This window comes from Streptomyces sp. NPDC048825, from assembly GCF_043198355.1.
In the GTDB taxonomy this organism is placed as follows: Bacteria; Actinomycetota; Actinomycetes; order Streptomycetales; family Streptomycetaceae; genus Streptomyces; species Streptomyces xiangluensis.
Window position 1 is genome coordinate 169,748 of record NZ_JBICUR010000012.1, and the last position, 26,957, is coordinate 196,704.

Here is a 26,957-nt window from a genome sequence, read left to right on the forward strand (position 1 = left end):
TTCGGGCCCTTGGTTCAGAGACTGCGGCGGGGTCAGCCCGCCCGGTGCACCACGGCGTCGCACAGCTCCACGAGCGCTGCCTTCGCACCGCACTCCGGCAGCGGCACCAGTGCGGCGCGGGCCTCCTCGGCGTACCGAACGGTGTCGCGGCGGGCCTGCTCCAGGGCCGGGTGGGCGCGGAGGAGGGAGAGTGCCTCGGCATGCCGGGCGTCATCCGTCAGGTCCGAGTCGAGCAGCTCGGACAACGCGATGTCCTCGGCCAGCCCTAGCCGCTCCACGCGCTCGCGCAGCCGCAGCACGGGGAGGGTGGGGATGCCCTCGCGCAGGTCGGTGCCCGGCGTCTTGCCGGACTCGTGCGAATCGCTGGCGATGTCCAGTACGTCGTCGGCGAGCTGGAAGGCGACGCCGAGCCGCTCCCCGTACTGCGTGAGCACGTCCACCACGGTCTCGTCGGCGCCCGACATCATCGCGCCGAACCGTCCCGACACGGCGATCAGCGAGCCGGTCTTGCCGCCGATCACGTCCAGATAGTGGTCGATCGGGTCGCGTCCGTCGCGTGGCCCGGCCGTCTCCAGAATCTGGCCGGTGACCAGGCGCTCGAACGCCTCGGCCTGGATCCGTACGGCCTCCGGCCCGAGGTCGGCCAGGATGTGCGAGGCGCGCGCGAACAGGAAGTCGCCGGTGAGCACCGCTACCGAGTTGCCCCAGCGGGTGTTCGCGCTGGGCACTCCGCGGCGTACGTCCGCCTCGTCCATCACGTCGTCGTGGTACAGCGTGGCGAGGTGGGTCAGCTCCACGACCACGGCGGAGGGCACGACACCCGGCGCGTACGGGTCACCGAACTGCGCGGCGAGCATCACGAGCAGCGGCCGGAACCGCTTGCCGCCCGCGCGCACCAGGTGCTGCGCGGCTTCCGTGATGAAAGGGACCTCGCTCTTGGTGGCCTCGAGCAGGCCCTCCTCGACAGCCGCCAATCCGGCCTGGACATCGGCTTCGAGAGCCTGGTCCCGCACGCTCAGCCCGAACGGCCCGACGACGGTCACGAGGGTCTCCTGTCTGCTGACGCTCTCAAGGGCGGTCTCTGCGTGCTCTTGGTGCTGTTGCTGCTGCTGGTGCGGTGGGTGCTGTTTGTGTTCTGTGTGTCTTGTGTGCTGCAAGTGTTTGTCGATGTGTCGCTGCTCGCACTCAAGTCAGCGTATCCGGTCGCCTTTCGATCACAGTGAGCGCCTGCCCGTCCAGGCCAGGCGCTATGGGATCACTGGCGGTATGTTCCCAGCGACCTGCTAGGACAACGACGCACACGGCACGGAAGGTTCCGTTCCCACCGCTTCGGAGATCGCCCGGGCCGGGGACAGGGCGTACGCCCGCGCACGGGAGGAGCTGTTTCTGTGACGGCCACGGGTCAGCGGAACAGCCGCTCCAATACCACCGCGATGCCGTCCTCCTCGTTCGACAGGGTCACCTCGTCGGCCACCGCCTTGAGTTCGGGATGGGCATTGGCCATCGCTACGCCGTGGGTTGCCCAGTCGAACATGGGGATGTCGTTGGGCATGTCACCGAAGGCGATCGTTGTGGTGCGGGTGAGACCGAGGTGGGCGGCGGCGAGTGCAAGTCCGGTCGCCTTGGTCACTCCGCATGGCTGAAGTTCGACGGTGCCGGGGCCGGACATGGTGACGGTGGCGAGGGAACCGACGGCTCCGCGGGCCGCCGATGCCAACTCGTCGTCCGTCAGGCACGGATGGCGCAGAAGCACCTTGCTGATGGGCTTCGTCCAGAGGTCGCCGCGGTGGAGAACCCGCACCGCCGGCAACGTCGGATGCGGCATCTCATAACCCGGTTCGATCAACGTGAGCCCGTCGACACCGTCCTGGTCCACGGCCGCGTACACGTCCCCGACCTCCGCCTCGATCTTGCCGAGCGCCGTCTCGGCCAGTTCCCGGTCGAGGGTCACTGACCACACCATGCGGTCGGCACCGGCGTCGTACAACTGCGCCCCCTGCCCGCACACCGCCAGCCCCTGACCGCCCAGTTCGTCGAGCAACGGCCGCACGCGCGGCGCCGGTCGCCCCGTCACCACAAGGTGCCGGGCCCCCGCCGTGGCCGCCACCGCCAGCGCGGTCCGTGACCGGTCGGAGAGGGTGTCGTCGCCGCGGAGCAGCGTTCCGTCCAGGTCAGTGGCAATAAGTGAATATGCGATCGGTGCGGCCATGATCAGAGAATACGGATCGAACGACCCCTCGACCCGCCCCGAACCGGACGTCGTCCGACACCTCGACCATCTCTCGCGCCACCGTACGCCCGAGAAATCGGCGCGCCGACCGGATGGTGGAGGAGTTCAGGGGATGCGGGCGTCAACTCCCCGTAACGTGATCCCCACCCACACGGAAAGCGAGGCAGCACTCCATGCGCCCCTTCGAGGTCCCCGAGGGCGATCCCTTCGGTCCCCACAATCTTCCGTACGGCGTGTTCTCCCCAGCCGGGTCCGCGGAGCGCGGTGTCGGTGTCCGGCTGGGCGACCACGTCCTCGACGCGGGCGGCGCGGCCCGTGCGCTCGGCTCCCCGTACGTCCGTCTGCTCGCCCGCCGCACCCTCGACCCCCTGCTCGCGGCGGGCCGTACGGCCTGGTCGGATGTGCGACGAGCGATCACGGCGTGGTTGACCGTGCCCGCCCACCGGGAGACCGTCGAACCCCTGCTGCACCCGCTCTCCGAAGTAACCCTGCACCTCCCCTTCACGGTCGCGGACTACGTCGACTTCTACGCATCGGAAAACCACGCCCGCAACGTCGGCAAGATGTTCCGCCCCGACGCCGCCGACTCCCTCACCCCCAACTGGAAGCACCTGCCGATCGGTTATCACGGCCGGTCCGGCACCGTCGTGGTGTCCGGCACGGACGTGGTACGCCCCTGTGGCCAGCGCAAGGCACCCACGGACCCCGAGCCGGTCTTCGGGCCGTCCGTCCGCCTGGACATCGAGGCAGAGGTCGGCTTCGTCGTGGGTACGCCCTCCGCCATGGGCTCACGGGTGCCGCTGAGCGACTTCCGCGACCATGTCTTCGGCCTCTGCCTCCTCAACGACTGGTCCGCGCGCGACCTCCAGGCCTGGGAGTACGTCCCCCTCGGCCCCTTCCTCGGCAAGTCCTTCGCCACGTCGGTGTCGGCCTGGATCACTCCGCTCGACGCCCTGGACGATGCCCGGGTCGCGCCCCCGTCCCGTACTCACCCCCTGCTCCCCTACCTGGACGACGCCTCCGAGGAACCCGGCGGCTACGACCTGCGTATCTCCGTCGCCCTCAACGGCCACGTCATCTCCGAGCCGCCCTTCTCCACCATGTACTGGACCGCCGCCCAGCAGTTGGCCCATATGACGGTGAACGGCGCCTCCCTGCGCAGCGGTGACTTCTACGGTTCGGGAACGGTGAGCGGAGCCGACGAGCGCGAACGCGGGTCGCTGCTGGAGCTGACCTGGAACGGACGCGACACCCTCGAACTCCCCGACGGCAAGCGGACGTTCCTCGAGGACGGTGACGTCGTCACGCTGACGGCCTGGGCACCGGGGCCGAACGGAACCCGGGTGGGACTGGGCGAGGTGACGGGTCAGGTCGTACCGAGCGTGTGAGTAGCTCTCTCATCCGCTCTGCCTCACCCGGTCGTCCGCCCCACCCGGCCTCTATATCCAGTCGTCCCGCCCGTCCGGCTCATCGGGCTCGCCCCAGTCCTCCGGATCCGGCTCCCGCACCCCCGAGTCCCCGCCCTCGGCCGCGGGAGCCGGTGACACCGGCGAACCCGGAGCCAAGGAGGCAAGCACCCCGAGCACCCCGTCCCCATATGTCGCGAGCTTCTTCTCGCCCACCCCGCTGATCCCGCCCAACTCCACGATGGATGTGGGCCCCACCGTGGCGATCTCCCGAAGTGTCGCGTCGTGGAAGATGACGTACGCCGGAACCCCCTGCTCCTTGGCCTGCGCGGCACGCCAAGCGCGCAGAGCCTCAAAGGCGGGGACCAGCTCCTCGGGCAGGTCGACCGCCACGGCCTTGGGCTTGCGCTCGCCCCTGGACGACGCCGACTTCGCGGTCACCGGCTTCTTCGGCTCCTTGCGCAGCGGCACCTCCCGCTCACGCCGCAGCACCGTCCCGCTCGCCTCGGTCAGCACCAGCGTCCCGTACTCGCCTTCGACCGCGAGCAGCCCCTGCGCCAGCAACTGCCGAACGACACCACGCCATTCGCCCTCGGACAGCTCCTCGCCGATGCCGAACACGGACAGCTGGTCGTGGTCGAACTGTATGACCCTCGCGGTTTTGCGCCCGAGCAGAATGTCGATGATCTGGACCGCCCCGAACTTCTGCCCCCGCTCACGCTGCAACCGCACCACTGCGGACAGCACCTTCTGGGCCGCCACCGTGCCGTCCCAGGTCTCGGGCGGGACGAGGCACGTGTCGCAGTTCCCACACGCTGCGGTCTCGGCGTCCTGACCGAAGTAGGCGAGCAGTTGGGTCCGGCGGCACTGGGCGGTCTCGCACAGCGCGAGCATCGCGTCGAGGTGCGCCGCGGCCCGGCGCTGGAACGCGGCGTCGCCCTCACCTGACTGAATCAGCTTGCGCTGCTGTATGACGTCGTTCAGGCCATACGCCATCCAGGCCGTGGACGGCAGTCCGTCGCGGCCCGCGCGCCCCGTCTCCTGGTAATAGCCCTCGACCGACTTCGGCAGGTCGAGATGGGCGACGAACCGTACGTCCGGCTTGTCGATGCCCATACCGAAGGCGATGGTGGCGCAGACGACCAGGCCCTCCTCCCGCAGGAACCGCGACTGGTGAGCCGCGCGTGTGCCCGCGTCCAGGCCCGCGTGGTAGGGCACCGCCTCGATGCCGTTGCGGCAGAGGAACTCGGCCGTCTTCTCCACGGAGTTGCGCGACAAGCAGTACACGATGCCGGCGTCGCCCGCGTGCTCCTCCTTCAGGAAGGACAGCAGCTGCTTCTTGGGGTCGGCCTTCGGCACGATGCGGTACTGGATGTTGGGGCGGTCGAAGCTCGCCACGAAATGGCGGGCGTCCGGCATGCCCAGGCGCTGCGTGATCTCCTGGTGCGTCGCGTGCGTGGCCGTCGCGGTCAGTGCGATCCGCGGTACGTCGGGCCAGCGCTCGCCCAGCAGTGAGAGCGCCAGATAGTCGGGGCGGAAGTCATGGCCCCACTGGGACACGCAGTGCGCCTCGTCGATCGCGAAGACCGAGATCTTGCCGCGGGCGAGCAGGTCGAGCGTGGACTCCAGGCGCAGCCGCTCCGGGGCGAGGTAGAGCAGATCGAGCTCGCCCGCCAGGAACTCGGCCTCGACCACGCGCCGCTCGTCGAAGTCCTGCGTGGAGTTCATGAACCCGGCGCGCACGCCGAGCGCCCGCAGCGCGTCCACCTGGTCCTGCATCAGCGCGATCAGAGGGGAGACCACTACACCCGTACCGGGTCTGACCAGGGAGGGGATCTGGTAACAGAGCGACTTGCCGCCGCCCGTCGGCATGAGGACCACGGCGTCGCCGCCGACCACCACATGCTCGATGACCGCTTCCTGCTCACCGCGGAACGCCTCGTACCCGAAGACACGGCGGAGCGTGCCCAGCACCTCGCTCTCCGCGAGCCCTGCGGCCCTGCTCTCGCCGAGCCCCACGGCCTGCCCGGCAAGCCCTGCGGCCCTGTCCTCTTCGGTCATCACACCCGTCCCGCCTGTCCCGCCCAACCCGCTCATTGCTCTGTCCCCCGTCGCACGTCATGCCTCGACCACTGCGTCCACGATAGGGGCCACCACCGACAGCCTCAGAGTTATCCACAGGCTGCCTTCGATGGCACCCGTCGACTCTCGGCGGACACGCACAAGGCCCCGGCTTCCGCGAAGGGAACCGGGGCCCGATGCGCGGGTGCGCACGTCAGCGCACGAACACCCCCGCCTGCCCTGCCAGATCCAGGAAGTACTGCGGCGCCACACCGAGTACCAGCGTGACGACCACACCGAACGCGATCGCCGTCATCGTCAGCGGTGACGGCACGGCCACCGTCGGTCCCTCCGGCTTCGGCTCGCTGAAGAACATGAGCACGATCACGCGGATGTAGAAGAACGCCGCGATGGCCGACGAGATCACACCGACCACGACGATCGCGCCCGCGCCGCCTTCCGCCGCCGCCTTGAACACGGCGAACTTCCCGGCGAAGCCGGAGGTGAGCGGAATGCCTGCGAAGGCCAGCAGGAAGACCGCGAACACCGCCGCCACCAGGGGCGAACGCCGCCCGAGCCCCGCCCACTTGGACAGATGCGTGGCCTCGCCGCCCGCGTCCCGCACCAGGGTCACGACCGCGAACGCGCCGATCGTGACGAAGGAGTACGCCGCCAGGTAGAAGAGCACGGACGAGATGCCGTCAGCCGAGGTCGCGATGACACCGGCGAGGATGAAGCCCGCGTGCGCGATCGACGAGTACGCCAGGAGCCGCTTGATGTCGGTCTGGGTGATCGCGACGATCGCGCCGCCCAGCATGGTGACGATCGCGACGGCCCACATCACCGGCCGCCAGTCCCAGCTCAGGCCCGGCAGCACCACGTACAGCAGACGCAGCAGCGCCCCGAAGGCGGCCACCTTGGTGGCGGCGGCCATGAAGCCGGTCACCGGTGTCGGCGCGCCTTGGTACACGTCCGGGGTCCACATGTGGAACGGCACCGCTCCCACCTTGAACAGCAGGCCCATGACGAGCATCGCGGCGCCGATGAGCAGCAGCGCGTCGTTGCCCATGGTCTCGGCGAGCGCCGGGGTGACGTTCTCGATCGAGCCGTCGACGACCTGCGCGATCGTCGCGTACGACACCGAGCCCGCGTAGCCGTACAGCAGGGCGATGCCGAAGAGCGTGAACGCGGAGGCGAAGGCGCCGAGCAGGAAGTACTTGACCGCCGCCTCCTGCGACATGATCCGCTTGCGGCGGGCCACGGCGCACAGCAGGTAGAGCGGCAGTGAGAAGACTTCCAGGGCGATGAACAGCGTCAGCAGGTCGTTGGCGGACGGGAAGAGGAGCATTCCGCCGATGGCGAAGAGGAGCAGCGGGAAGACCTCGGTGGTGGTGAACCCGGCCTTCACCGCGGCCTTTTCGCTGTCGCTGCCCGGCACGGAGGCGGCCTGCGCGGCGAACGAGTCGACCTGGTTACCGTGTGCCACGGGGTCGAGCCGCCGTTCGGCGAAGGTGAACACGCCGAGCAGACCGGCCAGCAGGATCGTGCCCTGCAGGAAGAGCGCCGGCCCGTCGACCGCGATGGCACCCATCGCCACGATGCCGGCCTTCGTGGTGCCGTATCCGCTGGCCGCAAGCGCGATGACCGCGGCGAAGGCGGCGGCGAGCGAGACAACGGACAAGAACACCTGGGCGTAGTAACGGGACTTGCGCGGCACGAACGCCTCGATGAGCACGCCGATGATCGCCGCGCCGATGACGATCAGGGTGGGCGACAACTGCCCGTATTCGATCTTGGGCGCGTCGATCTTCTCGATCGGATCGGCCGCCATTGTCCACAGGCTGTGGACGGCTGTTGCGCTCACTTGGCCGCCTCCACCTCAGGCTCGGGGTCCTGCTTCTGTACGTCGGACATGGTGTGCTCGACCGCTGGGTTGATGATGTCGGTGATCGGCTTCGGGAAGACGCCCAGGAAGATCAACAGGGCGATCAGCGGGGTGACGACCACGAGTTCCCGCACCTTCAGGTCGGGCATGGTCGAGACCTCGGGCTTCACCGGGCCCGTCATCGTCCTCTGGTAGAGGACGAGGGTGTAGAGCGCGGCGAGGACGATGCCGAAGGTGGCGATGATCCCGATCACCGGATAGCGCGTGAACGTGCCGACCAGGACCAGGAATTCACTCACGAACGGCGCGAGACCGGGCAGCGAGAGAGTCGCGAGGCCGCCGATCAGGAAGGTGCCGGCGAGCACCGGGGCGACTTTCTGCACTCCTCCGTAGTCGGCGATCAGCCGCGAGCCGCGCCGCGAGATCAGGAAGCCGGCGACCAGCATCAGGGCGGCGGTCGAGATCCCGTGGTTGACCATGTAGAGCGTCGCGCCCGACTGGCCCTGGCTGGTCATCGCGAAGATGCCCATGATGATGAACCCGAAGTGCGAGATCGACGCGTACGCCACCAGCCGCTTGATGTCACGCTGCCCGACCGCGAGCAGCGCTCCGTAGACGATGCTGATCAGGGCGAGTACGAGGATGACCGGCGTCGCCCACTTCGATGCCTCCGGGAAGAGCTGGAGGCAGAAGCGCAGCATCGCGAAGGTGCCGACCTTGTCGACGACCGCCGTGATCAGTACGGCGACCGGGGCGGTGGCCTCCCCCATGGCGTTCGGCAGCCAGGTGTGCAGCGGCCACAGGGGTGCCTTCACGGCGAACGCGAAGAAGAAGCCCAGGAAGAGCCAGCGTTCGGTGCTGGTCGCCATGTCCAGCGTGCCGTTCGCCCGGGCCTCGGCGATCTCCTGGAGCGAGAAGTTTCCGGCCACTACGTAGAGGCCGATCACGGCGGCCAGCATGATCAGGCCGCCGACCAGGTTGTAGAGGAGGAACTTCACGGCGGCGTACGAGCGTTGGGCTGCCGCGTTCTCGTCCGTGCCCGCGTGGGCGCGGTCTCCGAAGCCGCCGATGAGGAAGTACATCGGGATGAGCATGGCTTCGAAGAAGATGTAGAAGAGGAAGACGTCGGTGGCCTCGAAGGAGAGGATCACCATCGCCTCGACGGCGAGGATCAGGGCGAAGAAGCCCTGTGTCGGACGCCAGCGGCTGCTGCGGGTCTCCAGCGGGTCGGCATCGTGCCAGCCCGCGAGGATCACGAACGGGATCAGCAGCGCGGTCAGCGCGATCAGCGCCACCCCGATGCCGTCCACACCCAGCTCGTAGCGCACCCCGAAGTCCGCGATCCAGGCGTGGGATTCGGTGAGTTGGTAGCGGTCGCCACCGGGCTCGAAGCGGACCAGGACCACCACGGCGAGTACCAGGGTGGCGAGCGAGACCAGCAGCGCCAGCCACTTGGCGGCGGTGCGGCGCGCGGCCGGCACTGCGGCCGTGGCGATCGCCCCGAGGGCCGGGAGCGCCGCCGTCGCTGTCAGCAGTGGAAAGGACATCGGTATCAGACCGCCCTCATCAGCAGGGTCGCGGCGATGAGGACCGCCGCACCGCCGAACATCGAGACCGCGTACGAGCGCGCGAAGCCGTTCTGCAGCCTGCGCAGCCGTCCGGAGAGGCCGCCCATCGAGGCCGCTGTGCCGTTGACGACCCCGTCGACCAGGCTGTGGTCGACGTACACCAGGGAGCGTGTGAGGTGCTCTCCGCCGCGTACGAGGACGACGTGGTTGAAGTCGTCCTGGAGGAGGTCACGCCGGGCGGCCCGGGTGAGCAGGGAGCCGCGCGGGGCGACGACGGGCACGGGACGGCGCCCGTACTGGGCGTAGGCGAGCCCGGCGCCGATGACGAGGACGACCATCGTGGAGAGGGTGACCGTCAGGGCGCTGACCGGCGGGTTGCCGTGGGAATGGTGAGTCACGGGTTCCAGCCAGTGGACGAACCGGTCGCCGATGCTGAAGAACGCTCCCGCGAACACCGACCCGAAGGCGAGCACGATCATGGGGATCGTCATGGACTTCGGGGACTCGTGCGGATGCGGCTCGGCGTGTGCGCCGCCTGTCTCGGCAGCCGGCTCCACGCTCGGCTCGGCCGGGGACGGCGTCGGAGCATGCCGCCAGCGCTCCTCTCCGAAGAACGTCATCAGCATCACGCGCGTCATGTAGTACGCGGTGATGGCCGCGCCAAGGAGGGCCACGCCTCCGAGGATCCAGCCCTCGGTGCCGCCCTTGGCGAAGGCAGCCTCGATGATCTTGTCCTTGGAGAAGAAGCCGGACAGACCGGGGAAACCGATGATGGCGAGGTAGCCGAGACCGAAGGTGACGAAGGTGACCGGCATGTACTTCCTGAGGCCGCCGTACTTCCTCATGTCGACCTCGTCGTTCATGCCGTGCATGACCGAACCGGCGCCGAGGAAGAGCCCGGCCTTGAAGAAGCCGTGCGTCACCAGGTGCATGATCGCGAAGATGTAGCCGACGGGGCCGAGGCCCGCGGCGAGGATCATGTAGCCGATCTGCGACATGGTCGAGCCGGCCAGCGCCTTCTTGATGTCGTCCTTCGCACAACCGACGATCGCACCGAACAGGAGCGTGACGGCGCCGACGACGGTGACGGCCAGCTGGGCGTCCGGCGCCCCGTTGAAGATCGCGCCGGAGCGGACGATCAGGTACACGCCCGCGGTCACCATCGTCGCGGCGTGGATGAGGGCCGAGACCGGGGTCGGGCCCTCCATCGCGTCCCCGAGCCAGGACTGCAGCGGCACCTGGGCGGACTTGCCGCAGGCGGCGAGCAGCAGCATCAGGCCGATGGCGGTGAGCTTGCCCTCGCTCGTCTCGCCCGCCACCTCCAGCACCGGCTCGAAGGCGAAGGTGCCGAACCAGGCGAACATCAGCATGATCGCGATGGAGAGGCCCATGTCGCCGACGCGGTTGACCAGGAAGGCCTTCTTCGCGGCGGTCGCGGCGCTGGGCTTGTGCTGCCAGAAGCCGATCAGCAGGTACGAGGCGAGACCGACGCCCTCCCAGCCGACGTACAGCAGCAGGTAGTTGTCGGCGAGGACGAGCAGCAGCATCGCCGCGAGGAACAGGTTCAGATAGCCGAAGAAGCGGCGGCGCCGCTCGTCGTGCTCCATGTACCCGATCGAGTACACGTGGATAAGCGAGCCGACGCCGCTGATCAGCAGCACGAACGTCATCGACAGCTGGTCGAGCTGGAAGGCGACGTCGGCCTGGAAGCCCTCTACGGGGACCCAGCTGAACAGGTGCTGGACCATCTCCCGTTCTTCCGCGCCCTTCCCGAGCATGTCGGCGAAGAGGATCGCGCCGATCACGAAGGAGGCGGCCGCGAGGACGGTGCCGATCCAGTGGCCGACGGCATCGAGCCGTCGGCCACCGCACAGCAGTACGGCCGCTCCGAGCAGAGGCGCCGCTACCAGCAGCGCAATCAGGTTCTCCACGATTCAGCGACCCCTCAGAGCTTCATCAGGCTGGCGTCGTCGACCGAGGCCGAGTGGCGGGAACGGAACAGGGACACGATGATCGCGAGCCCGACCACGACCTCCGCGGCGGCGACGACCATCGTGAAGAAGGCGATGATCTGGCCGTCGAGATTGCCGTGCATCCGGGAGAAGGCCACGAGCGCGAGGTTGCAGGCGTTGAGCATGAGCTCGACGCACATGAACACCACGATCGCGTTCCGCCTGATCAGGACTCCGGAGGCGCCGATCGTGAACAAGAGGGCGGCGAGGTAGAGGTAGTTGACGGGATTCACTTCGCGGCCTCCTCTTCACGGCCGAGCCGTTCTCCGGCGCGCTGCTCCAGCGCCTTGAGATCGTTGATCGCCTCGTTGGACACATCGCGGATCTGGCCGCGCGAGCGCAGCGTCTTGCTGACGGTGAGCTCGGACGGCGTGCCGTCCGGGAGGAGGCCCGCGATGTCCACCGCGTTGTGCCGGGCATAGACGCCGGGGGCGGGCAGCGGCGGGAGCTGCTTGCCTTCCCGTACGCGCTCCTCGGCCATCTCGCGCTGGGTCTTGGCCCGCTCGGTGCGCTCCCGGTGCGTGAGCACCATGGCGCCGACGGCAGCCGTGATGAGCAGGGCGCCGGTGAGCTCGAAGGCGAAGACGTACTTCGTGAAGATGAGGGCGGCGAGACCGTCCACGTTGCCACCGGCGTTGGCCTGGCCGAGGCCGTTGAACTCGTTCAGCGACGCGTTGCCGATTCCCGCGCAGAGCAGGATGCCGAAGCCGAGGCCGCACAGGAGGGCAAGCCAGCGCTGCCCCTTGATGGTCTCCTTCAGTGAGTCGGCGGCGGTGACGCCGACGAGCATGACCACGAAGAGGAACAGCATCATGATCGCGCCGGTGTAGACGACGATCTGCACGACGCCCAGGAAATAGGCGCCGTTGGCGAGGTAGAACACCGCCAGGATGATCATGGTCCCGGCGAGGCAGAGGGCGCTGTGCACGGCCCTCTTCATGAAGACGGTGCACAGGGCGCCGATCACCGCGATGGTGCCGAGGACCCAGAACTGGAAGGCCTCTCCGGTGGAGGTGGTGTAGGCGGCGAGATCCATCATCGGCCGATCACCTTTTCCGACGCCGGCTCGTCCGCGCCGAAGGTCGAGGCGGCCTCCTGCGGCACCTCTCCCTTGGAGAGGGCCACCTGACGCTCCGTACCCGGCGCAGCCTCAGTGACCAGACCCCGGTAGTAGTCCTGCTCTTCCGTCCCGGGGAAGATCGAGTGCGGGCTGTCGACCATGCCCTCTTCGAGGCCGGCGAGCAGCTGCTCCTTGGTGTAGATGAGGTTGGCACGGCTGCTGTCGGCCAACTCGAACTCGTTCGTCATCGTCAGCGCGCGCGTGGGGCACGCCTCGATGCACAGCCCGCACAGGATGCAGCGGGCGTAGTTGATCTGGTAGACGCGGCCGTACCGCTCGCCCGGGGAGTAGCGCTCCTCCTCGGTGTTGTCCGCGCCCTCCACATAGATCGCGTCCGCCGGGCAGGCCCAGGCGCACAGCTCGCAGCCGATGCACTTCTCCAGGCCGTCCGGATGGCGGTTGAGCTGGTGCCGGCCGTGGAATCGCGGAGCGGTGGTCTTCTTCTGTTCGGGGTACTGCTCGGTCAGCCGCTTCTTGAACATGGCCTTGAAGGTCACGCCGAAGCCTGCGACGGGGTTCTGGAAACCGGGTTTGGTCTCCTTCTGCTCATCAGCCATCGGACGCCTCCTTTCCGTCACGAGATCCATCAGATCCGTCACTGGCAGTATCGACCCCACCACTGACAATCAACTCCCGCTCCCGGCGCGGGCGTCGCCTCGGCACCGGTGGCAGGGCCTGTCCCGGCAGCGGTGGTACGGGGAATCCGCCCGCCATCGGGTCGAAGGCGACGGGCTCCGCGGGCGCCTCCTGCGCCTCCTTGGCGGACTTCCGGTCGCGGAACATGTCGACGACGAACGAGAGCAGCAGCAGGAAGAGGACCGCTCCGCCGACGTAGAGGGCGATGTCGGCGAAGCCGTAGTTCTCGTTGCGCAGCGTCCGCACGGTCGCCACGAGCATCAGCCACACCACGGAGACCGGGATGAGGACCTTCCAGCCGAGCTTCATCAGCTGGTCGTAGCGGACGCGGGGCAGCGTGCCGCGCAGCCAGATGAAGAAGAACAGCAGCAGCTGCACCTTCACCACGAACCAGAGCATCGGCCACCAGCCGTGGTTGGCGCCCTCCCAGAAGGTGCTGACCGGCCACGGGGCCCGCCAGCCGCCCAGGAAGAGCGTCACGGAGACCGCCGAGACCGTCACCATGTTCACGTATTCGGCGAGCATGAACATCGCGAACTTGATGGACGAGTACTCGGTGTTGAAGCCGCCGACCAGGTCGCCCTCGGACTCCGGCATGTCGAACGGCGCGCGGTTGGTCTCGCCGACCATCGTCACGATGTAGATCAGGAACGACACCGGCAGCAGGATGATGTACCAGCGGTCGTGCTGCTGGGCGACGATCTCCGACGTCGACATGGAGCCGGAGTACAGGAACACCGAAGCGAAGGCGGCGCCCATGGCGATCTCGTACGAGATCATCTGCGCGCAGGAGCGCAGACCGCCCAGCAGCGGATAGGTGGATCCAGAACTCCAACCCGCCAGCACGATCCCGTAGATGCCCACCGAGGCGACCGCGAGGATGTAGAGCATCGCGATCGGCAGGTCGGTGAGCTGCATCGTGGTGCGCTGGCCGAAGATCGAGATCTCGTTGCCGGCCGGCCCGAAGGGGATCACCGCGATCGCCATGAAGGCCGGGATGGCCGCGACGATCGGCGCGAGGACGTAGACCACCTTGTCCGCGCGCTTGACGATGACGTCTTCCTTGAGCATCAACTTCATGCCGTCGGCGAGCGACTGGAGCATGCCCCAGGGGCCGTGCCGGTTGGGGCCGATGCGCAGCTGCATCCAGGCGACGACCTTGCGCTCCCACACGATGGAGAAGAGCACGGTCAACATCAGGAAGGCGAAGCAGAAGACCGCCTTGATGACGACCAGCCACCAGGGGTCGCGGCCGAACATGGAGAGGTCCTCCGCGGCGAGGTACACAGTTGTCATGCCTTCACCTCCTTGGGGGCCTCGGGGGCGAGCGTCGCCGGGCCGATGCGGACGAGGTCACCGGGGATCGCGCCCGTGTCGGAGGCGACGCCTCCCCCGGCGGAGTTCAGCGGGAGCCACACCACGCGGTCGGGCATCTCCGTGATCTGCAGCGGGAATTCGACCACTCCGGACGGGCCGGTCACGGCGAGCACATCGCCGCTCTTGACGCCGGCCTCGGCTGCCGTGGCGGCCGACACGCGCGCGAGTGCGGCATGCCGGGTCCCGGCGAGCGCCTCGTCGCCCTCCTGGAGGAGGCCCTGGTCGAGCAGCAGCCGGTGTCCGGCGAGGACGGCCTCCCCGGCGGCGGGGCGCGGCAGTTGGGCTCCTGTCTCCATGGGCTCGGTGGCCCGCGCCCCGTCCCAGGCGCCGAGCCGGTCGAGCTCCACGCGCGCGGTGCGCAGATCGGGCAGCCCCAGGTGTACGTCCATGGCGTCCGCGAGCATCTGCAGGACGCGGGCGTCGGCCGGCGCCAGCCGGCGGGTCATCTGGTCGGGCTTGAGCGCCGCCTCGAAGGACCGTGCCCGGCCCTCCCAGTTGAGGAAGGTGCCCGCCTTCTCCGCGACGGCGGCGACGGGGAGTACGACATCGGCGTGCTCGGTGACCTCACTGGGGCGCAGTTCGAGCGACACCAGGAAGCCCACTTCGGACAGTGCCGCACGCGCGCGTGCCGGATCGGGCAGGTCCGCGACCTCGACGCCGGCCACGACGAGCGCGGCCAGCTCACCGGTCGCGGCGGCCTCGACGATCTGGCCGGTGTCACGTCCGTCCCGGAGCGGGAGTTCGGAGACTCCCCAGGCCGCGGCCACCTCGACCCGCGCGCGCGAGTCGGTGGCCGGACGCCCGCCCGGCAGCAGCGAGGGCAGCGCGCCCGCCTCGATGGCGCCGCGCTCCCCGGCCCGGCGCGGGATCCACACCAGTTCGGCACCGGTCGCGGAGGCGGCCCGTACGGCGGCGGTGAGCCCGCCCGCCACGGCGGCCATCCGCTCACCTACGACGATCACGGCGCCCTCGGCTCGCAGTGCCTCGGAGGCGGTCGCGCCGTCGCCCTCCAGACCGACGCCGGACGCGAGCGCGTCAAGCCACTCGGTCTCGGTGCCGGGCGCGGCGGGAAGCAGCGTGCCGCCCGCCTTCTCCAGTCCGCGGGTCGCGTGCGTGGCGAGCGCGAACGTCTTCTGCCCGTGCCCCCGCCATGCCTTGCGCAGCCGCAGGAAGACGCCGGGCACCTCCTCCTCGGCCTCGATGCCGACGAGCAGGACGGCGGGCGCCTTCTCCAGGGAGGTGTATGTGACGCCCGTGCCGTCGAGGTTCCGGCCGCGTCCGGCGACCCGGGCGGCCAGGAATTCGGCCTCCTCGCCGCTGTGCACGCGCGCGCGGAAGTCGATGTCGTTCGTGTCGAGGGCCACGCGCGCGAACTTGCTGTACGCGTAGGCGTCTTCGACGGTGAGCCGGCCCCCGGTCAGGACACCGGTCCTGGAGCGGGCCGCCAACAGCCCCTCGGCCGCCGCCGAAAGGGCCTCTGGCCACGAAGCGGGCTCCAGCTCACCGGACTCGCCCCGCACCAGTGGCGTCGTCAGACGGTCCCGCTGCTGCGCGTACCGGAAGCCGAACCGCCCCTTGTCGCACATCCACTCCTCGTTGACCTCGGGGTCGTGAGCCGCGAGCCGCCGCATGACCTTGCCGCGCCGGTGGTCGGTACGGGTCGCGCAGCCGCCGGAGCAGTGCTCGCACACCGAAGGCGACGAGACAAGGTCGAAGGGGCGCGAGCGGAAGCGATACGCCGCCGACGTCAGCGCGCCCACCGGGCAGATCTGGATCGTGTTCCCGGAGAAGTACGACTCGAAAGGATCGCCCTCGCCCGTGCCCACCTGCTGGAGTGCGCCCCGCTCGAGCAGCTCGATCATCGGGTCGCCCGCGACCTGGTTGCTGAACCGGGTGCACCGGGCGCACAGCACGCACCGCTCCCGGTCGAGCAGCACCTGGGGGGAGATCGGGACGGGCTTCTCGAACGTCCGCTTCTTGCCCTCGAAGCGGGACTCGGCGTTGCCGTGCGACATGGCCTGGTTCTGCAGGGGGCACTCGCCGCCCTTGTCACAGACCGGGCAGTCCAGCGGGTGGTTGATGAGCAGCAGTTCCATCACACCCTTCTGCGCCTTCTCGGCGACAGGAGAGGTGAGATGGGTCTTGACGACCATCCCGTCCGTGCAGGTGATCGTGCAGGACGCCATGGGCTTGCGCTGGCCCTCGACCTCGACGATGCACTGGCGGCAGGCGCCGGCCGGGTCGAGGAGCGGGTGGTCGCAGAAGCGGGGGATCTCGATGCCGAGCTGTTCGGCGGCGCGGATGACCAGGGTGCCCTTGGGCACGCTGATCTCGATGCCGTCGATGGTCAGCGAGACGAGATCCTCCGGCGGAACCGCCGCCTCCCCGCCCCCGGAGGGAGCGCTGGTGGTCACAGTCATGCGTTCACCTCCGTGTGCTTGTCCGCCCAGGCCGTCGACTTCGCCGGGTCGAAGGGGCAGCCCCGGCCGGTGATGTGCTCCTCGTACTCCTCGCGGAAGTACTTGAGGGAGGAGAAGATCGGCGAGGCGGCGCCGTCGCCGAGGGCGCAGAAGGACTTGCCGTTGATGTTGTCGGCGATGTCGTTCAGCTTGTCGAGGTCGGACATGACGCCCTTGCCGGCCTCGATGTCGCGCAGCAACTGCACGAGCCAGTACGTCCCTTCGCGGCAGGGCGTGCACTTGCCGCAGGACTCATGGGCGTAGAACTCCGTCCATCGCGTCACCGCCCGCACGACACACGTCGTCTCGTCGAAGCACTGGAGCGCTTTTGTGCCGAGCATGGAACCCGCGGCAGCCACTCCTTCGTAGTCAAGAGGGACGTCGAGGTGCTCGTCGGTGAACATCGGGGTCGAAGAGCCGCCCGGTGTCCAGAACTTGAGCCGGTGCCCGGGCCGCATCCCGCCGCTCATGTCGAGCAGCTGGCGCAGCGTGATGCCGAGCGGCGCCTCGTACTGACCGGGACGGGCGACATGGCCGCTGAGCGAGTAGAGCGTGAAGCCCGGGGACTTCTCGCTGCCCATCGACCTGAACCATTCCTTTCCCTTGTTCAGAATCGCGGGAACCGACGCGATCGACTCGACGTTATTCACCACAGTCGGGCACGCGTAGAGCCCCGCGACAGCAGGGAAGGGGGGACGAAGTCGCGGCTGGCCACGGCGGCCCTCGAGCGAGTCGAGCAGTGCGGTCTCCTCACCACAGATGTACGCGCCCGCGCCCGCGTGCACGGTGACCTGGAGGTCGAGTCCGCTGCCCAGAATGTTCTCGCCGAGGTATCCCGCCGCATACGCCTCCCGTACTGCCTCGTGCAGCCGCCTCAGCACGGGGACAACTTCACCGCGCAGATAGATGAAGGCATGCGAAGACCGGATCGCGTAGCAGGCGATCACGATGCCCTCGATGAGGCTATGCGGGTTCGCGAAGAGAAGCGGGATGTCCTTGCAGGTGCCCGGTTCCGATTCGTCGGCGTTGACAACCAGATAGTGAGGCTTGCCGTCGCCCTGCGGGATGAACTGCCACTTCATGCCCGTGGGGAACCCCGCGCCGCCGCGTCCGCGCAGACCGGAGTCCTTCACGTACGCGATGAGGTCGTCCGGCGACATGGCGAGGGCCTTGCGCAGCCCCTCGTACCCCTCGTGCCTTCGGTACACGTCCAGCGTCCAGGACTTGTCCTCGTCCCAGAAGGCGGACAGCACGGGTGCGAGCAGCTTCTCCGGGCCGGTGTCTTTGATCTCGGCTGCCAAGGTCATCACTCCCCCTCCTCGGAGACCGGGCCCGCGGGATGCGCGGGGTCGGAGGCCGAGGTCCGCTGCGGCGCGTCATGCGAGCTGAGGTGCTCGGCGGGCGGCTGGTCCTGCGGACCGGAGCCCCGCGGGTGCACCACGCGCGCGGGAGCCATCTCGCCCTTCGCCAGCCGGAGGCCGGTCAGTGAGGCCGGTCCCGCGCTGCCGCCCGCCTCGACGGCTCCGGGGCGCTCGTCGGGGAAGCCGGCCAGGACCCGTGCGGTCTCCTTGAACGTGCACAAGGGGGCGCCGCGCGTCGGTTCGACCTGTGCACCCGCGCGCAGGTCGTCCACAAGGCGCTTCGCGGTGTCCACGGTCTGGTTGTCGAAGAACTCCCAGTTGACCATCACGACCGGGGCGAAGTCGCAGGCCGCGTTGCACTCGATGTGCTCCAGGGTGACCTTGCCGTCGTCGGTGGTCTCGCCGTTGCCGACACCGAGGTGGTCCTGGAGGGCCTCGAAGATCGCGTCGCCGCCCATCACCGCGCACAGGGTGTTGGTGCAGACGCCCACCTGGTAGTCACCGGAGGGCTTGCGCCGGTACATGGTGTAGAAGGTGGCGACCGCGGTGACCTCGGCCGTCGTCAGGTCCAGCATGTCGGCGCAGAACTGCATGCCGGTGCGCGTGACATGGCCCTCCTCCGACTGCACGAGATGCAGCAACGGCAGGAGGGCGGACCGGGAGTCCGGGTAGCGGGCGATGACTTCGCGCGCGTCGGCCTCGAGCCGGGCTCGAACGTCGTCCGGGTAGTCGGGCGCGGGCAGTTGGGGCATGCCCAGGCTGACGCCCTGCGCCTGTACGCCCTGCTCGGAAGGAGTGGTGGTCACCGGTCGACGCCTCCCATCACGGGGTCGATGGACGCGACGGCGACGATGACGTCGGCGACCTGGCCGCCCTCGCACATCGCCGCCATGGCCTGCAGATTGGTGAAGGACGGGTCGCGGTAGTGGACCCGGTAGGGGCGGGTGCCGCCGTCGGACACGGCATGCACCCCGAGTTCGCCCTTGGGCGACTCGACGGCGGCGTACGCCTGGCCGGGCGGGACCCTGAAGCCCTCGGTCACCAGCTTGAAGTGGTGGATCAGGGACTCCATGGAGGTGCCCATGATCTGCTTGATGTGGTCGAGGGAGTTGCCCAGGCCGTCCGGGCCGAGGGCCAGCTGTGCGGGCCAGGCGATCTTCTTGTCGGCGACCATGACCGGACCGGGCTCCAGCCGGTCCAGGCACTGCTCGATGATCCGCAGCGACTGGCGCATCTCCTCCAGGCGGATCAGGAAGCGCCCGTACGCGTCGCAGGTGTCGGCGGTCGGGACATCGAAGTCGTACGTCTCGTAGCCGCAGTACGGCTGCGCCTTGCGCAGGTCGTGCGGGAGGCCGGCCGAGCGGAGGATCGGGCCGGTGGCGCCGAGGGCCATGCAGCCGGCCAGGTCGAGGTAGCCGATGTCCTGCATACGGGCCTTGAAGACGGGGTTCCCGGTGGCGAGCTTGTCGTACTCGGGAAGGTTCTTCCTCATCTTCTTCACGAACTCGCGGATCTGGTCCACCGCGCCCGGAGGCAGGTCCTGAGCGAGGCCGCCGGGCCGGATGTACGCGTGGTTCATGCGCAGGCCGGTGATCAACTCGTAGATGTCGAGAACGAGTTCACGATCACGGAAGCCGTAGATCATGATCGTGGTGGCGCCGAGTTCCATGCCGCCGGTGGCGATGCACACCAGGTGCGAGGAGAGCCGGTTCAGCTCCATCAGGAGCACGCGGATGATGGAGGCCCGGTCGGGGACCTGGTCCTCGATGCCGAGGAGCTTCTCCACGGCGAGGCAGTACCCGGTCTCGTTGAAGAACGACGTCAGGTAATCCATGCGCGTCACGAAGGTCGTGCCCTGTGTCCACGTACGGAACTCGAGGTTCTTCTCGATGCCGGTGTGCAGATAACCGATTCCGCAGCGGGCCTCGGTGACCGTCTCGCCGTCGATCTCCAGGATCAGCCGGAGCACGCCGTGGGTGGACGGGTGCTGCGGGCCCATGTTGACGACGATGCGCTCGTCGTCGGCCCGGGCCGCGGTCTGGACGACCTCGTCCCAGTCCCCACCGGTGACCGTGTAGACGGTGCCTTCCGTGGTCTCGCGTGCGGCTGCTGACTGCGTGCTCATGAGTAGGACCTCCGCTGGTCCGGAGCCGGGATCTGGGCGCCCTTGTACTCGACGGGGATGCCGCCGAGGGGGTAGTCCTTGCGCTGCGGGAAGCCCTGCCAGTCGTCCGGCATCATGATCCGCGTCAGGGCCGGGTGACCGTCGAAGACGATGCCGAAGAAGTCGTACGTCTCGCGCTCGTGCCAGTCGTTCGTCGGATAGACGGAGACCAGGGACGGGATGTGCGGCTCACCGTCCGGGGCGCTGACTTCGAGGCGGATCAGCCGGTTGTGGGTGATCGAGCGCAGGTGGTAGACGGCGTGCAGCTCGCGGCCCTTGTCGCCGGGGTAGTGGACCCCGCTCACCCCCGTGCACAGCTCGAAGCGGAGCGCCGGGTCGTCGCGCAGGGTCTGCGCGACGCGGACCAGGTGCTCGCGTTCGATGTGGAAGGTGATCTCGTCGCGGTCGACGACCGTCTTCTCGATGGCGTTCTCGGGTACGAGTCCCTGTTCCTCCAGGGCGCCCTCCAGCTCGTCGGCGACCTCGTCGAACCAGCCGCCGTACGGCCGGGTGGCGGGCCCCGGCAGCCGGACCGAGCGGACCAGGCCGCCGTAGCCGGAGGTGTCGCCGCCGTTGTTGGCGCCGAACATGCCGCGCTGGACGCGGATCTCCTCGCCCTGGTCGCCGCGCTGGCCGGGAAGGTTGGAGGCGGCCAGGTCCTTCTCGGGGTTGACCCCGTTGCTGCCTTTGTCGTTCGCGTCGCTCACCGCAGCAGGCCCTTCATCTCGATGGTGGGGAGCGCCTTGAGCGCCGCTTCCTCCGCCTCGCGGGCCGCCTCCTCGGCGTTCACGCCGAGCTTCGAGGTCTGGATCTTCTGGTGCAGCTTGAGAATCGCGTCCATCAGCATCTCGGGCCGTGGCGGACAGCCGGGCAGATAGATGTCGACAGGGACGATGTGATCGACGCCCTGCACGATCGCGTAGTTGTTGAACATCCCGCCCGACGACGCACAGACCCCCATGGAGATCACCCACTTGGGGTTCGGCATCTGGTCATAGACCTGCCGCAGCACCGGCGCCATCTTCTGGCTGACACGTCCGGCGACGATCATCAGGTCGGCCTGGCGCGGTGAGCCGCGGAAGACCTCCATGCCGAAGCGCGCCAGGTCGTAGCGGCCCGCACCGGTCGTCATCATCTCGATGGCGCAGCAGGCGAGGCCGAAGGTGGCGGGAAAGACGGACGACTTGCGCACCCACCCAGCGGCCTGCTCGACGGTGGTCAGCAGGAAACCGCTCGGCAGCTTTTCTTCGAGTCCCATGCTCAGTGGCTCCTCTGTCCCCTATCCGGGGTTCAGTCCCATTCCAGGCCGCCGCGCCGCCATACGTACGCGTACGCGACGAAGACGGTGAGCACGAAGAGCAGCATCTCCACGAGCCCGAATACCCCAAGGGCGTCGAAGGTGACGGCCCAGGGATAGAGGAAGACGATCTCGATATCGAAAATGATGAAGAGCATCGCCGTCAGGTAGTACTTGATCGGGAACCGCCCGCCGCCGGCCGGCGTGGGGGTCGGCTCGATACCGCACTCGTAGGCCTCGAGTTTGGCCCGGTTGTAACGCTTTGGACCGATAAGCGTGGCCATGACCACGGAGAAGATCGCAAAGCCTGCCCCGAGGGCTCCCAGTACGAGGATGGGCGCATACGCGTTCACCGCTCCTCGCTCCTCTCAGTCGGCATTGACTGCATTGGGGTCCCCCGGCCAGAGGCTGGGGGTACGTCGGACTTCACCTGCCCCACGAAGCTCACAGGCTCCGTCGGCTTCACGAGACTCGCAAGCCCCGTGCGGCTTCACGAAGATCGCGTCCATGTGAAGCAGGTCACAAGCCCAACTGCCACGCATCTTATGCCTGCCGGTCTGTGATCTGCGACACGGGGTACGACAACGCCTTTGTGATCTCCACCACCTGGCACTGGATCATGAAGTCGGAGGCGTACCGATCTTCGCTCAGGAAGCGTCCGAGTGATCACCAGAAGTGACAATTTCGCTCGTTACCGCAGGTCCGGCAGTGCGGTCCAATATCAAGAGGCAGCCACCGCAAGCAAATTGGTGCTGGACATCAGCGCTTGGTAGAGGAACTCGTTCACACTTCGGGGGGAGTTGGCGCACGGGTGTGGACGGACGCGAGAGCGTGCATCCGTTCACGAGCGGAACACGAACTTGAGACCCGACCGAGACCCAGGGGGCGTGACACATCCGCCGAGGTGGCCGATCCGTGACCTGCGTCACACACGGAGCCCCGTCACACAAGCGGGGCTTGGCCATCGGTCTCAACGAGTGGTAAGTGGCGGGCAATTCGGACGTAATGCGAAAAGACCTTGCTCAGAGGCCGGTTGAACGGTGTCCACTTTGCCCGGTACGGCGTCAATAAGGAATGCCGCTTCCGGAATTTGGACGGCCCATTGAACAACTGTGGCGCACCACACGTTTCTTGAAGATATGGAGGAGCCCCTGATACCGGTTGGACTCATGTCCCACACCGCTCACATACCCAGCCACCGGAAACCCCGGCCTCGCAGCAGTTCGAAGCTCGCGATGCGCGCCGGAGTTGCCGGTGGCGTCCTCAGCACCCTGGCAGTGGGCGCTGCGGCCGGATCGGCGAACGCGTCCGAGCCCGTGACCCAGACGATCGAACTGCCCACGCTCACGGCCGGCCTGTCCGCGACCGTGGCCGAGTCCGCGGCTGCCACCCAGCAGGCCGCGGCCGACTACGAGCTGCTGGCCGAGCGTGACGCGGCCGCCGCCAAGGCCGCCAAGCAGGCCAAGACGGACCTCGCCCAGGCGAAGAAGAAGGCGGAGGCCAAGAAGAAGGCCGAGGCCGAGCGCAGGGCCGCCGCAGAGGCCGCCGCCTCGCGGTCCGCCGAGCGGACCACCCTGAACGCCTCCGCGCCCTCGAGCTCCGAGACCGATGTCCCGGCCCCGGCGAGCGGCAGCGTCGGTACGGTCATCAACTTCCTCAAGGCGCAGGTCGGCGACGCCTACGTCCTGGGCGCCACAGGCCCCAACGCATGGGACTGCTCCAGCCTGGTCCAGGCCGCGTTCAAGCAGGTCGGCGTGGACCTGCCGCGCGTCTCGCAGGACCAGTCGACGGTCGGGACCGACGTCCCGCTGTCCGACATCCAGGTCGGCGACATCCTGTACTGGGGCGGCAAGGGCTCCGCGTACCACACGGGTGTCTACATCGGAGACGGCAAGTACCTGGACGCCGCGAACCCCGGCAAGGGCGTCGTCATCCAGGAGCTGTCGGGCTACCCCGCGAGCGGCGCGGTGCGCGTGCTCTGACCCTCCGGTCACGCTTCTGAAGGGCCGCCTCCCCAGCCGGGGAAGCGGCCCTTAGGCGCGCGCTCAGCCCGCCTCACAGCCGGCCTCGGAGTTACGCCTTGGGCGCCACCTTGCTCAGCCCGTTGATGATGCGGTCCATCGCGTCGCCGCCCGTCGGGTCGGTCAGGTTGGCGAGCATCTTCAGCGTGAACTTCATCAGCACCGGGTGTGTGAGCCCGCGCTGCGTCGCGATCTTCATGACCTTCGGGTTGCCGATGAGCTTCACGAAGGCGCGGCCGAGGTTGTAGTAGCCGCCGTAGGTGTCCTTGAGGACCTTCGGGTAGCGCTGCAGGGCGAGTTCGCGCTGGGCGGGGGTCGCGCGGGCGTGCGCCTGGACGATCACGTCGGCGGCGATCTGGCCGGACTCCATGGCGTACGCGATGCCCTCGCCGTTGAAGGGGTTCACCATGCCGCCCGCGTCGCCGACGAGCAACAGGCCCTTCGTGTAGTGCGGTTGGCGGTTGAAGGCCATGGGGAGGGCGGCGCCGCGGATCGGGATCGTCATGTTGTCCGGGGTGTAGCCCCATTCCTCCGGCATCGACGCGCACCAGGCCTTCAGCACCTCGCGCCAGTCCAGCTCCTTGAAGGAGGAAGAGGTGTTGAGGACGCCCAGGCCGACGTTCGAAGTGCCGTCGCCCATGCCGAAGATCCAGCCGTAACCGGGCAGCAGCCGGTCCTCGCCCGGACCGCGCTTGTCCCACAGCTCCAGCCAGGACTCCAGATAGTCGTCCTCGTGGCGCGGGGACGTGAAGTACGTACGCACCGCGACGCCCATCGGACGGTCGTCGCGCCGGTGCAGGCCCATGGCGAGAGACAGCCGGGTCGAGTTGCCGTCGGCCGCCACGACCAGCGGGGCGTGAAAGGTGACCGCGCGCTTCTCCTTCGAGTCGGGGTCGCCGAGCTTCGCGTGCACGCCGGTGATGCGACCTGTGCGGTCGTCGATGATCGGGGCGCCCACATTGCAGCGCTCGTACAGCCGCGCGCCCGCCTTCTGCGCCTGCCGCGCCAGCTGCTCGTCGAAGTCGTCCCGCTTTCGTACGAGCCCGTAGTCGGGGTAGGCGGCGAGATCCGGCCAGTCCAGTTGGAGGCGGACACCGCCGCCGATGATGCGCAGCCCCTTGTTCCGGAGCCAGCCCGCCTCCTCGGAGATGTCGATGCCCATCGAGACGAGCTGCTTGGTCGCGCGGGGCGTCAGCCCGTCACCGCAGACCTTTTCCCGCGGAAACGCGGTCTTCTCCAGGAGCAGGACGTCGAGTCCGGCCTTCGCGAGGTAGTACGCGGTGGTGGAACCGGCTGGCCCGGCCCCGACGACGATCACATCGGCGGTGTGTTCGGAGAGGGGCTGGGGCTCGGTCACGGTGGGGTCTCCCCAAGACTCGAAATCAACGTGCCGACGGGCACTGGACATGGGCAGTCTATTCAGCAGTACTGATCACCCTGCTGAAGGGCCACTCCATGAACCGACCTTCCCCCGTGGTACGCCTGCGCGTCCCCACCGACGAGGACGCCTTCGCCTGGCACCGGATCTTCGACGACCCGGACGTGATGGAGTTCCACGGCGGAAAGCCGGCCGAGCTGTCCGTCTACGAGGAGCTGACCGCGCGGCAGCGCCGGCACGACGCCGAGTACGGCTTCTGCTTCTGGACCATGCTCGACGAGAAGGACGACGTCATCGGCTTCACGGGCGCCCAGCCGTGGCCGCACGCCTGGGGTCCGAAGGGCGAGATCGAGATCGGGTGGCGGCTCGGGCGGGCGTACTGGGGCAAGGGATACGTCACCGCTGCCGCGTGGAGCACGATCGACCGGCTGCGGACGGCAGACGTCCCCAGCGTGGTGGCGATGGTCAACTCCCGCAACGAACGCTCCATCGCGGTGACCAGACGCCTGGGTATGACCCTGGTCGAGAGGTTCACCTCGCCGGCCTCGCAGCAGACGGGCCACTGCTACCGGCTGGACCTCTGAGAGGGGCCACTGCTACCGGCTGGACCTCTGAGGCGGGCGACGGCTTCCGGGGCGGCCCCCCAGACCGGGTGACGCCTGCCAGGCCGGCCTCCGGGGCCGGGGGACGCCTTCCGGCGGCGCCCGGCTTCCGGCAGCGCGCGGCAGGGCTTACTCTTCCGGTACCGCTGGGGGTGACGTCTGTGCGCAAACCACCCGATGTGCGTGTACCGCGGCTCGTCGGCCTGATGGCCGTGGACGCGCGAGAGACGGCCGAGGCACGTGGCGTGATGCTCGCCGCGCCCGACCGGCCCGATTTCCATCTGACCGTCGTCGACTACGTCGTACGCCAGTACCCGCTGCCCGGCACCGAGGTGCCACCCGGTGCCGTCGTCACCGTGTGGTTCGACTTCGGTGAAGGAGAGGGCGGCGGAGGCGCGGGGGTGCGCGAGCCGCGGCTGCCACGACCGCCGTCCGGCGGGCTGCAGCGCGAACTCGACGCGCCGCGCGACCCGTTCGAGGTCCTGAGGTAGCCGGGTCTATCGGTGGTGAACCAGGTCCCTTAGCGGTCAGGCGGGCTTGAAGCCCCGGTGCAGCGCCACGATCCCGCCAGTGAGATCGCGCCACGCCACCTTCGACCAGCCGGCCTTGCGCAGGCGCTCGGCCAGTGCGGGCTGGTCGGGCCAGGCGCGGATGGACTCGGCGAGATAGACGTACGCGTCGGGGTTGGAGGACACCGCCCTCGCGACCGGCGGCAGCGCGCGCATCAGGTACTCCGTGTATACGGTGCGGAAGGGCGCCCACGTGGGGTGCGAGAACTCGCAGATCACCACGCGCCCGCCCGGCCTGGTCACCCGGTACAGCTCGCGCAGGGCCGCGTCCGTGTCCTGGACGTTCCGCAGGCCGAAGGAGATCGTCACCGCGTCGAAGGTGTCGTCCTTGAAGGGCAGCCTCGTCGCGTCACCCGCCGTCAGCGGCAGCCAGGGGTGGCGCTTCTTGCCGACCTGGAGCATCCCGAGCGAGAAGTCGCACGGCACGACGTACGCCCCCGTCCGTACGAAGGGCAGGGACGAGGTGGCCGTACCCGCCGCCAGGTCCAGCACCTTCTGCGCGGGCCGCGCGTCCACCGCCTTCGCGACCTCCTTGCGCCACCGCCGGTCCTGGCCGAGCGACAGCACGTCGTTCGTCAGGTCGTACCGTTCCGCCACGTCGTCGAACATCGAGGCGACTTCGTGCGGCTGCTTGTTCAGGGAAGCGCGGGTCACGGGCCCATTGTGGCAGCCGGGAGCAGAGCTGGGACGCCCGGCCTGCCCGGCCGGGCGTGGGTCGACGCCGAGCGCCCCGAGAGCCCTCGACCCCGCGAGGAACGTGTGCAGTCCCTGAGAGAGTCCGTCTTGTCCTCGTGAAGACCGGCCGCTTGTG

General features: G+C 68.5%; 23 protein-coding genes. 4 read left to right on the forward strand and 19 right to left on the reverse strand.

The features are described from left to right. Window positions 1-32 precede the first annotated feature (32 nt). Together ACGFNK_RS27665 and ACGFNK_RS27670 are read right to left on the reverse strand one after the other, a co-directional pair. Entirely contained in the window at window positions 33-1,043 is a 1,011-nt protein-coding gene (locus ACGFNK_RS27665) for a polyprenyl synthetase family protein (protein WP_344391508.1), read from the reverse strand. 359 nt (window positions 1,044-1,402) lie between these two features. After that, the gene (locus ACGFNK_RS27670) at window positions 1,403-2,209 is read right to left on the reverse strand and encodes an HAD family hydrolase (protein WP_393420127.1); all 807 of its coding nucleotides are present in this window, start codon (window positions 2,207-2,209) and stop codon (window positions 1,403-1,405) included. A gap of 194 nt (window positions 2,210-2,403) precedes the next feature. Here ACGFNK_RS27670 and fahA point away from each other — a divergent pair, with 194 nt between their 5' ends. Next, window positions 2,404-3,618, forward strand: coding sequence for a fumarylacetoacetase (gene fahA / locus ACGFNK_RS27675; RefSeq protein ID WP_393420129.1), 1,215 nt, complete (start codon window positions 2,404-2,406; stop codon window positions 3,616-3,618). 51 nt (window positions 3,619-3,669) lie between these two features. Here the strand turns inward: fahA and recQ are convergent, their stop codons facing one another. From recQ to ACGFNK_RS27750, 15 genes are all read right to left on the reverse strand, one after another. Next, window positions 3,670-5,697: a DNA helicase RecQ gene (gene recQ, locus ACGFNK_RS27680; protein ID WP_393420131.1), complete on the reverse strand. Its 2,028-nt coding sequence runs from the start codon at window positions 5,695-5,697 to the stop codon at window positions 3,670-3,672. Window positions 5,698-5,911: 214 nt separating this feature from the next. Next, complete coding sequence (gene nuoN, locus ACGFNK_RS27685) at window positions 5,912-7,561, reverse strand: NADH-quinone oxidoreductase subunit NuoN (protein WP_393420133.1); 1,650 nt, start codon at window positions 7,559-7,561, stop codon at window positions 5,912-5,914. Continuing rightward, window positions 7,558-9,129, reverse strand: coding sequence for an NADH-quinone oxidoreductase subunit M (locus tag ACGFNK_RS27690; protein ID WP_393420135.1), 1,572 nt, complete (start codon window positions 9,127-9,129; stop codon window positions 7,558-7,560). Before ACGFNK_RS27690 ends, nuoN begins: the two co-directional genes overlap by 4 nt. A 5-nt stretch (window positions 9,130-9,134) precedes the next feature. Next, on the reverse strand, window positions 9,135-11,081 hold the full coding sequence (gene nuoL / locus ACGFNK_RS27695) for an NADH-quinone oxidoreductase subunit L (RefSeq protein ID WP_393420137.1): 1,947 nt from the start codon (window positions 11,079-11,081) through the stop codon (window positions 9,135-9,137). Window positions 11,082-11,095: 14 nt separating this feature from the next. Next, the gene (gene nuoK, locus ACGFNK_RS27700; RefSeq protein WP_033319573.1) at window positions 11,096-11,395 is read right to left on the reverse strand and encodes an NADH-quinone oxidoreductase subunit NuoK; all 300 of its coding nucleotides are present in this window, start codon (window positions 11,393-11,395) and stop codon (window positions 11,096-11,098) included. Next, the gene (locus tag ACGFNK_RS27705) at window positions 11,392-12,201 is read right to left on the reverse strand and encodes an NADH-quinone oxidoreductase subunit J (protein WP_393420139.1); all 810 of its coding nucleotides are present in this window, start codon (window positions 12,199-12,201) and stop codon (window positions 11,392-11,394) included. Before ACGFNK_RS27705 ends, nuoK begins: the two co-directional genes overlap by 4 nt. Continuing rightward, window positions 12,198-12,839: an NADH-quinone oxidoreductase subunit NuoI gene (nuoI, locus tag ACGFNK_RS27710; RefSeq protein ID WP_393420141.1), complete on the reverse strand. Its 642-nt coding sequence runs from the start codon at window positions 12,837-12,839 to the stop codon at window positions 12,198-12,200. Before nuoI ends, ACGFNK_RS27705 begins: the two co-directional genes overlap by 4 nt. After that, window positions 12,832-14,214, reverse strand: a complete 1,383-nt coding sequence (gene nuoH / locus ACGFNK_RS27715) for an NADH-quinone oxidoreductase subunit NuoH (protein ID WP_393420143.1) — start codon at window positions 14,212-14,214, stop codon at window positions 12,832-12,834. The genes nuoI and nuoH overlap by 8 nt, the downstream gene beginning before the upstream one ends. Next, the gene (locus tag ACGFNK_RS27720) at window positions 14,211-16,715 is read right to left on the reverse strand and encodes an NADH-quinone oxidoreductase subunit G (protein ID WP_393420145.1); all 2,505 of its coding nucleotides are present in this window, start codon (window positions 16,713-16,715) and stop codon (window positions 14,211-14,213) included. The genes nuoH and ACGFNK_RS27720 overlap by 4 nt, the downstream gene beginning before the upstream one ends. After that, window positions 16,712-18,064, reverse strand: coding sequence for an NADH-quinone oxidoreductase subunit NuoF (nuoF, locus tag ACGFNK_RS27725; protein WP_393420147.1), 1,353 nt, complete (start codon window positions 18,062-18,064; stop codon window positions 16,712-16,714). The genes ACGFNK_RS27720 and nuoF overlap by 4 nt, the downstream gene beginning before the upstream one ends. Continuing rightward, entirely contained in the window at window positions 18,061-18,867 is an 807-nt protein-coding gene (nuoE, locus tag ACGFNK_RS27730; RefSeq protein WP_393420407.1) for an NADH-quinone oxidoreductase subunit NuoE, read from the reverse strand. Before nuoE ends, nuoF begins: the two co-directional genes overlap by 4 nt. Before the next feature lie 50 nt (window positions 18,868-18,917). After that, window positions 18,918-20,240: an NADH-quinone oxidoreductase subunit D gene (locus ACGFNK_RS27735; RefSeq protein ID WP_033319566.1), complete on the reverse strand. Its 1,323-nt coding sequence runs from the start codon at window positions 20,238-20,240 to the stop codon at window positions 18,918-18,920. Next, on the reverse strand, window positions 20,237-20,986 hold the full coding sequence (locus tag ACGFNK_RS27740) for an NADH-quinone oxidoreductase subunit C (protein WP_393420149.1): 750 nt from the start codon (window positions 20,984-20,986) through the stop codon (window positions 20,237-20,239). Before ACGFNK_RS27740 ends, ACGFNK_RS27735 begins: the two co-directional genes overlap by 4 nt. Further along, window positions 20,983-21,537: an NADH-quinone oxidoreductase subunit B family protein gene (locus ACGFNK_RS27745; RefSeq protein ID WP_010041554.1), complete on the reverse strand. Its 555-nt coding sequence runs from the start codon at window positions 21,535-21,537 to the stop codon at window positions 20,983-20,985. Before ACGFNK_RS27745 ends, ACGFNK_RS27740 begins: the two co-directional genes overlap by 4 nt. Window positions 21,538-21,569: 32 nt before the next feature. Next, window positions 21,570-21,929 (reverse strand): NADH-quinone oxidoreductase subunit A, encoded by a 360-nt coding sequence (locus ACGFNK_RS27750; RefSeq protein WP_033319564.1) that lies wholly within the window; start codon window positions 21,927-21,929, stop codon window positions 21,570-21,572. Between the two features lie 786 nt (window positions 21,930-22,715). Here ACGFNK_RS27750 and ACGFNK_RS27755 point away from each other — a divergent pair. Beyond that, on the forward strand, window positions 22,716-23,558 hold the full coding sequence (locus ACGFNK_RS27755) for a C40 family peptidase (protein WP_393420152.1): 843 nt from the start codon (window positions 22,716-22,718) through the stop codon (window positions 23,556-23,558). Window positions 23,559-23,649: 91 nt separating this feature from the next. Here ACGFNK_RS27755 and ACGFNK_RS27760 read toward each other — a convergent pair whose 3' ends face one another. Continuing rightward, a complete protein-coding gene (locus tag ACGFNK_RS27760; RefSeq protein ID WP_386340724.1) occupies window positions 23,650-24,954 on the reverse strand; it encodes a geranylgeranyl reductase family protein in 1,305 nt (434 codons plus the stop codon). 98 nt (window positions 24,955-25,052) lie between these two features. On the opposite strand from ACGFNK_RS27760, the gene ACGFNK_RS27765 reads away from it, so the two are divergent. Next, window positions 25,053-25,559, forward strand: a complete 507-nt coding sequence (locus tag ACGFNK_RS27765; RefSeq protein ID WP_393420154.1) for a GNAT family N-acetyltransferase — start codon at window positions 25,053-25,055, stop codon at window positions 25,557-25,559. Between the two features lie 170 nt (window positions 25,560-25,729). Continuing rightward, complete coding sequence (locus tag ACGFNK_RS27770) at window positions 25,730-26,068, forward strand: PASTA domain-containing protein (RefSeq protein WP_386340722.1); 339 nt, start codon at window positions 25,730-25,732, stop codon at window positions 26,066-26,068. A 36-nt stretch (window positions 26,069-26,104) separates the two neighbouring features. Here the strand turns inward: ACGFNK_RS27770 and ACGFNK_RS27775 are convergent, their stop codons facing one another. Continuing rightward, complete coding sequence (locus tag ACGFNK_RS27775) at window positions 26,105-26,800, reverse strand: demethylmenaquinone methyltransferase (RefSeq protein WP_386340721.1); 696 nt, start codon at window positions 26,798-26,800, stop codon at window positions 26,105-26,107. Window positions 26,801-26,957 lie beyond the last annotated feature (157 nt).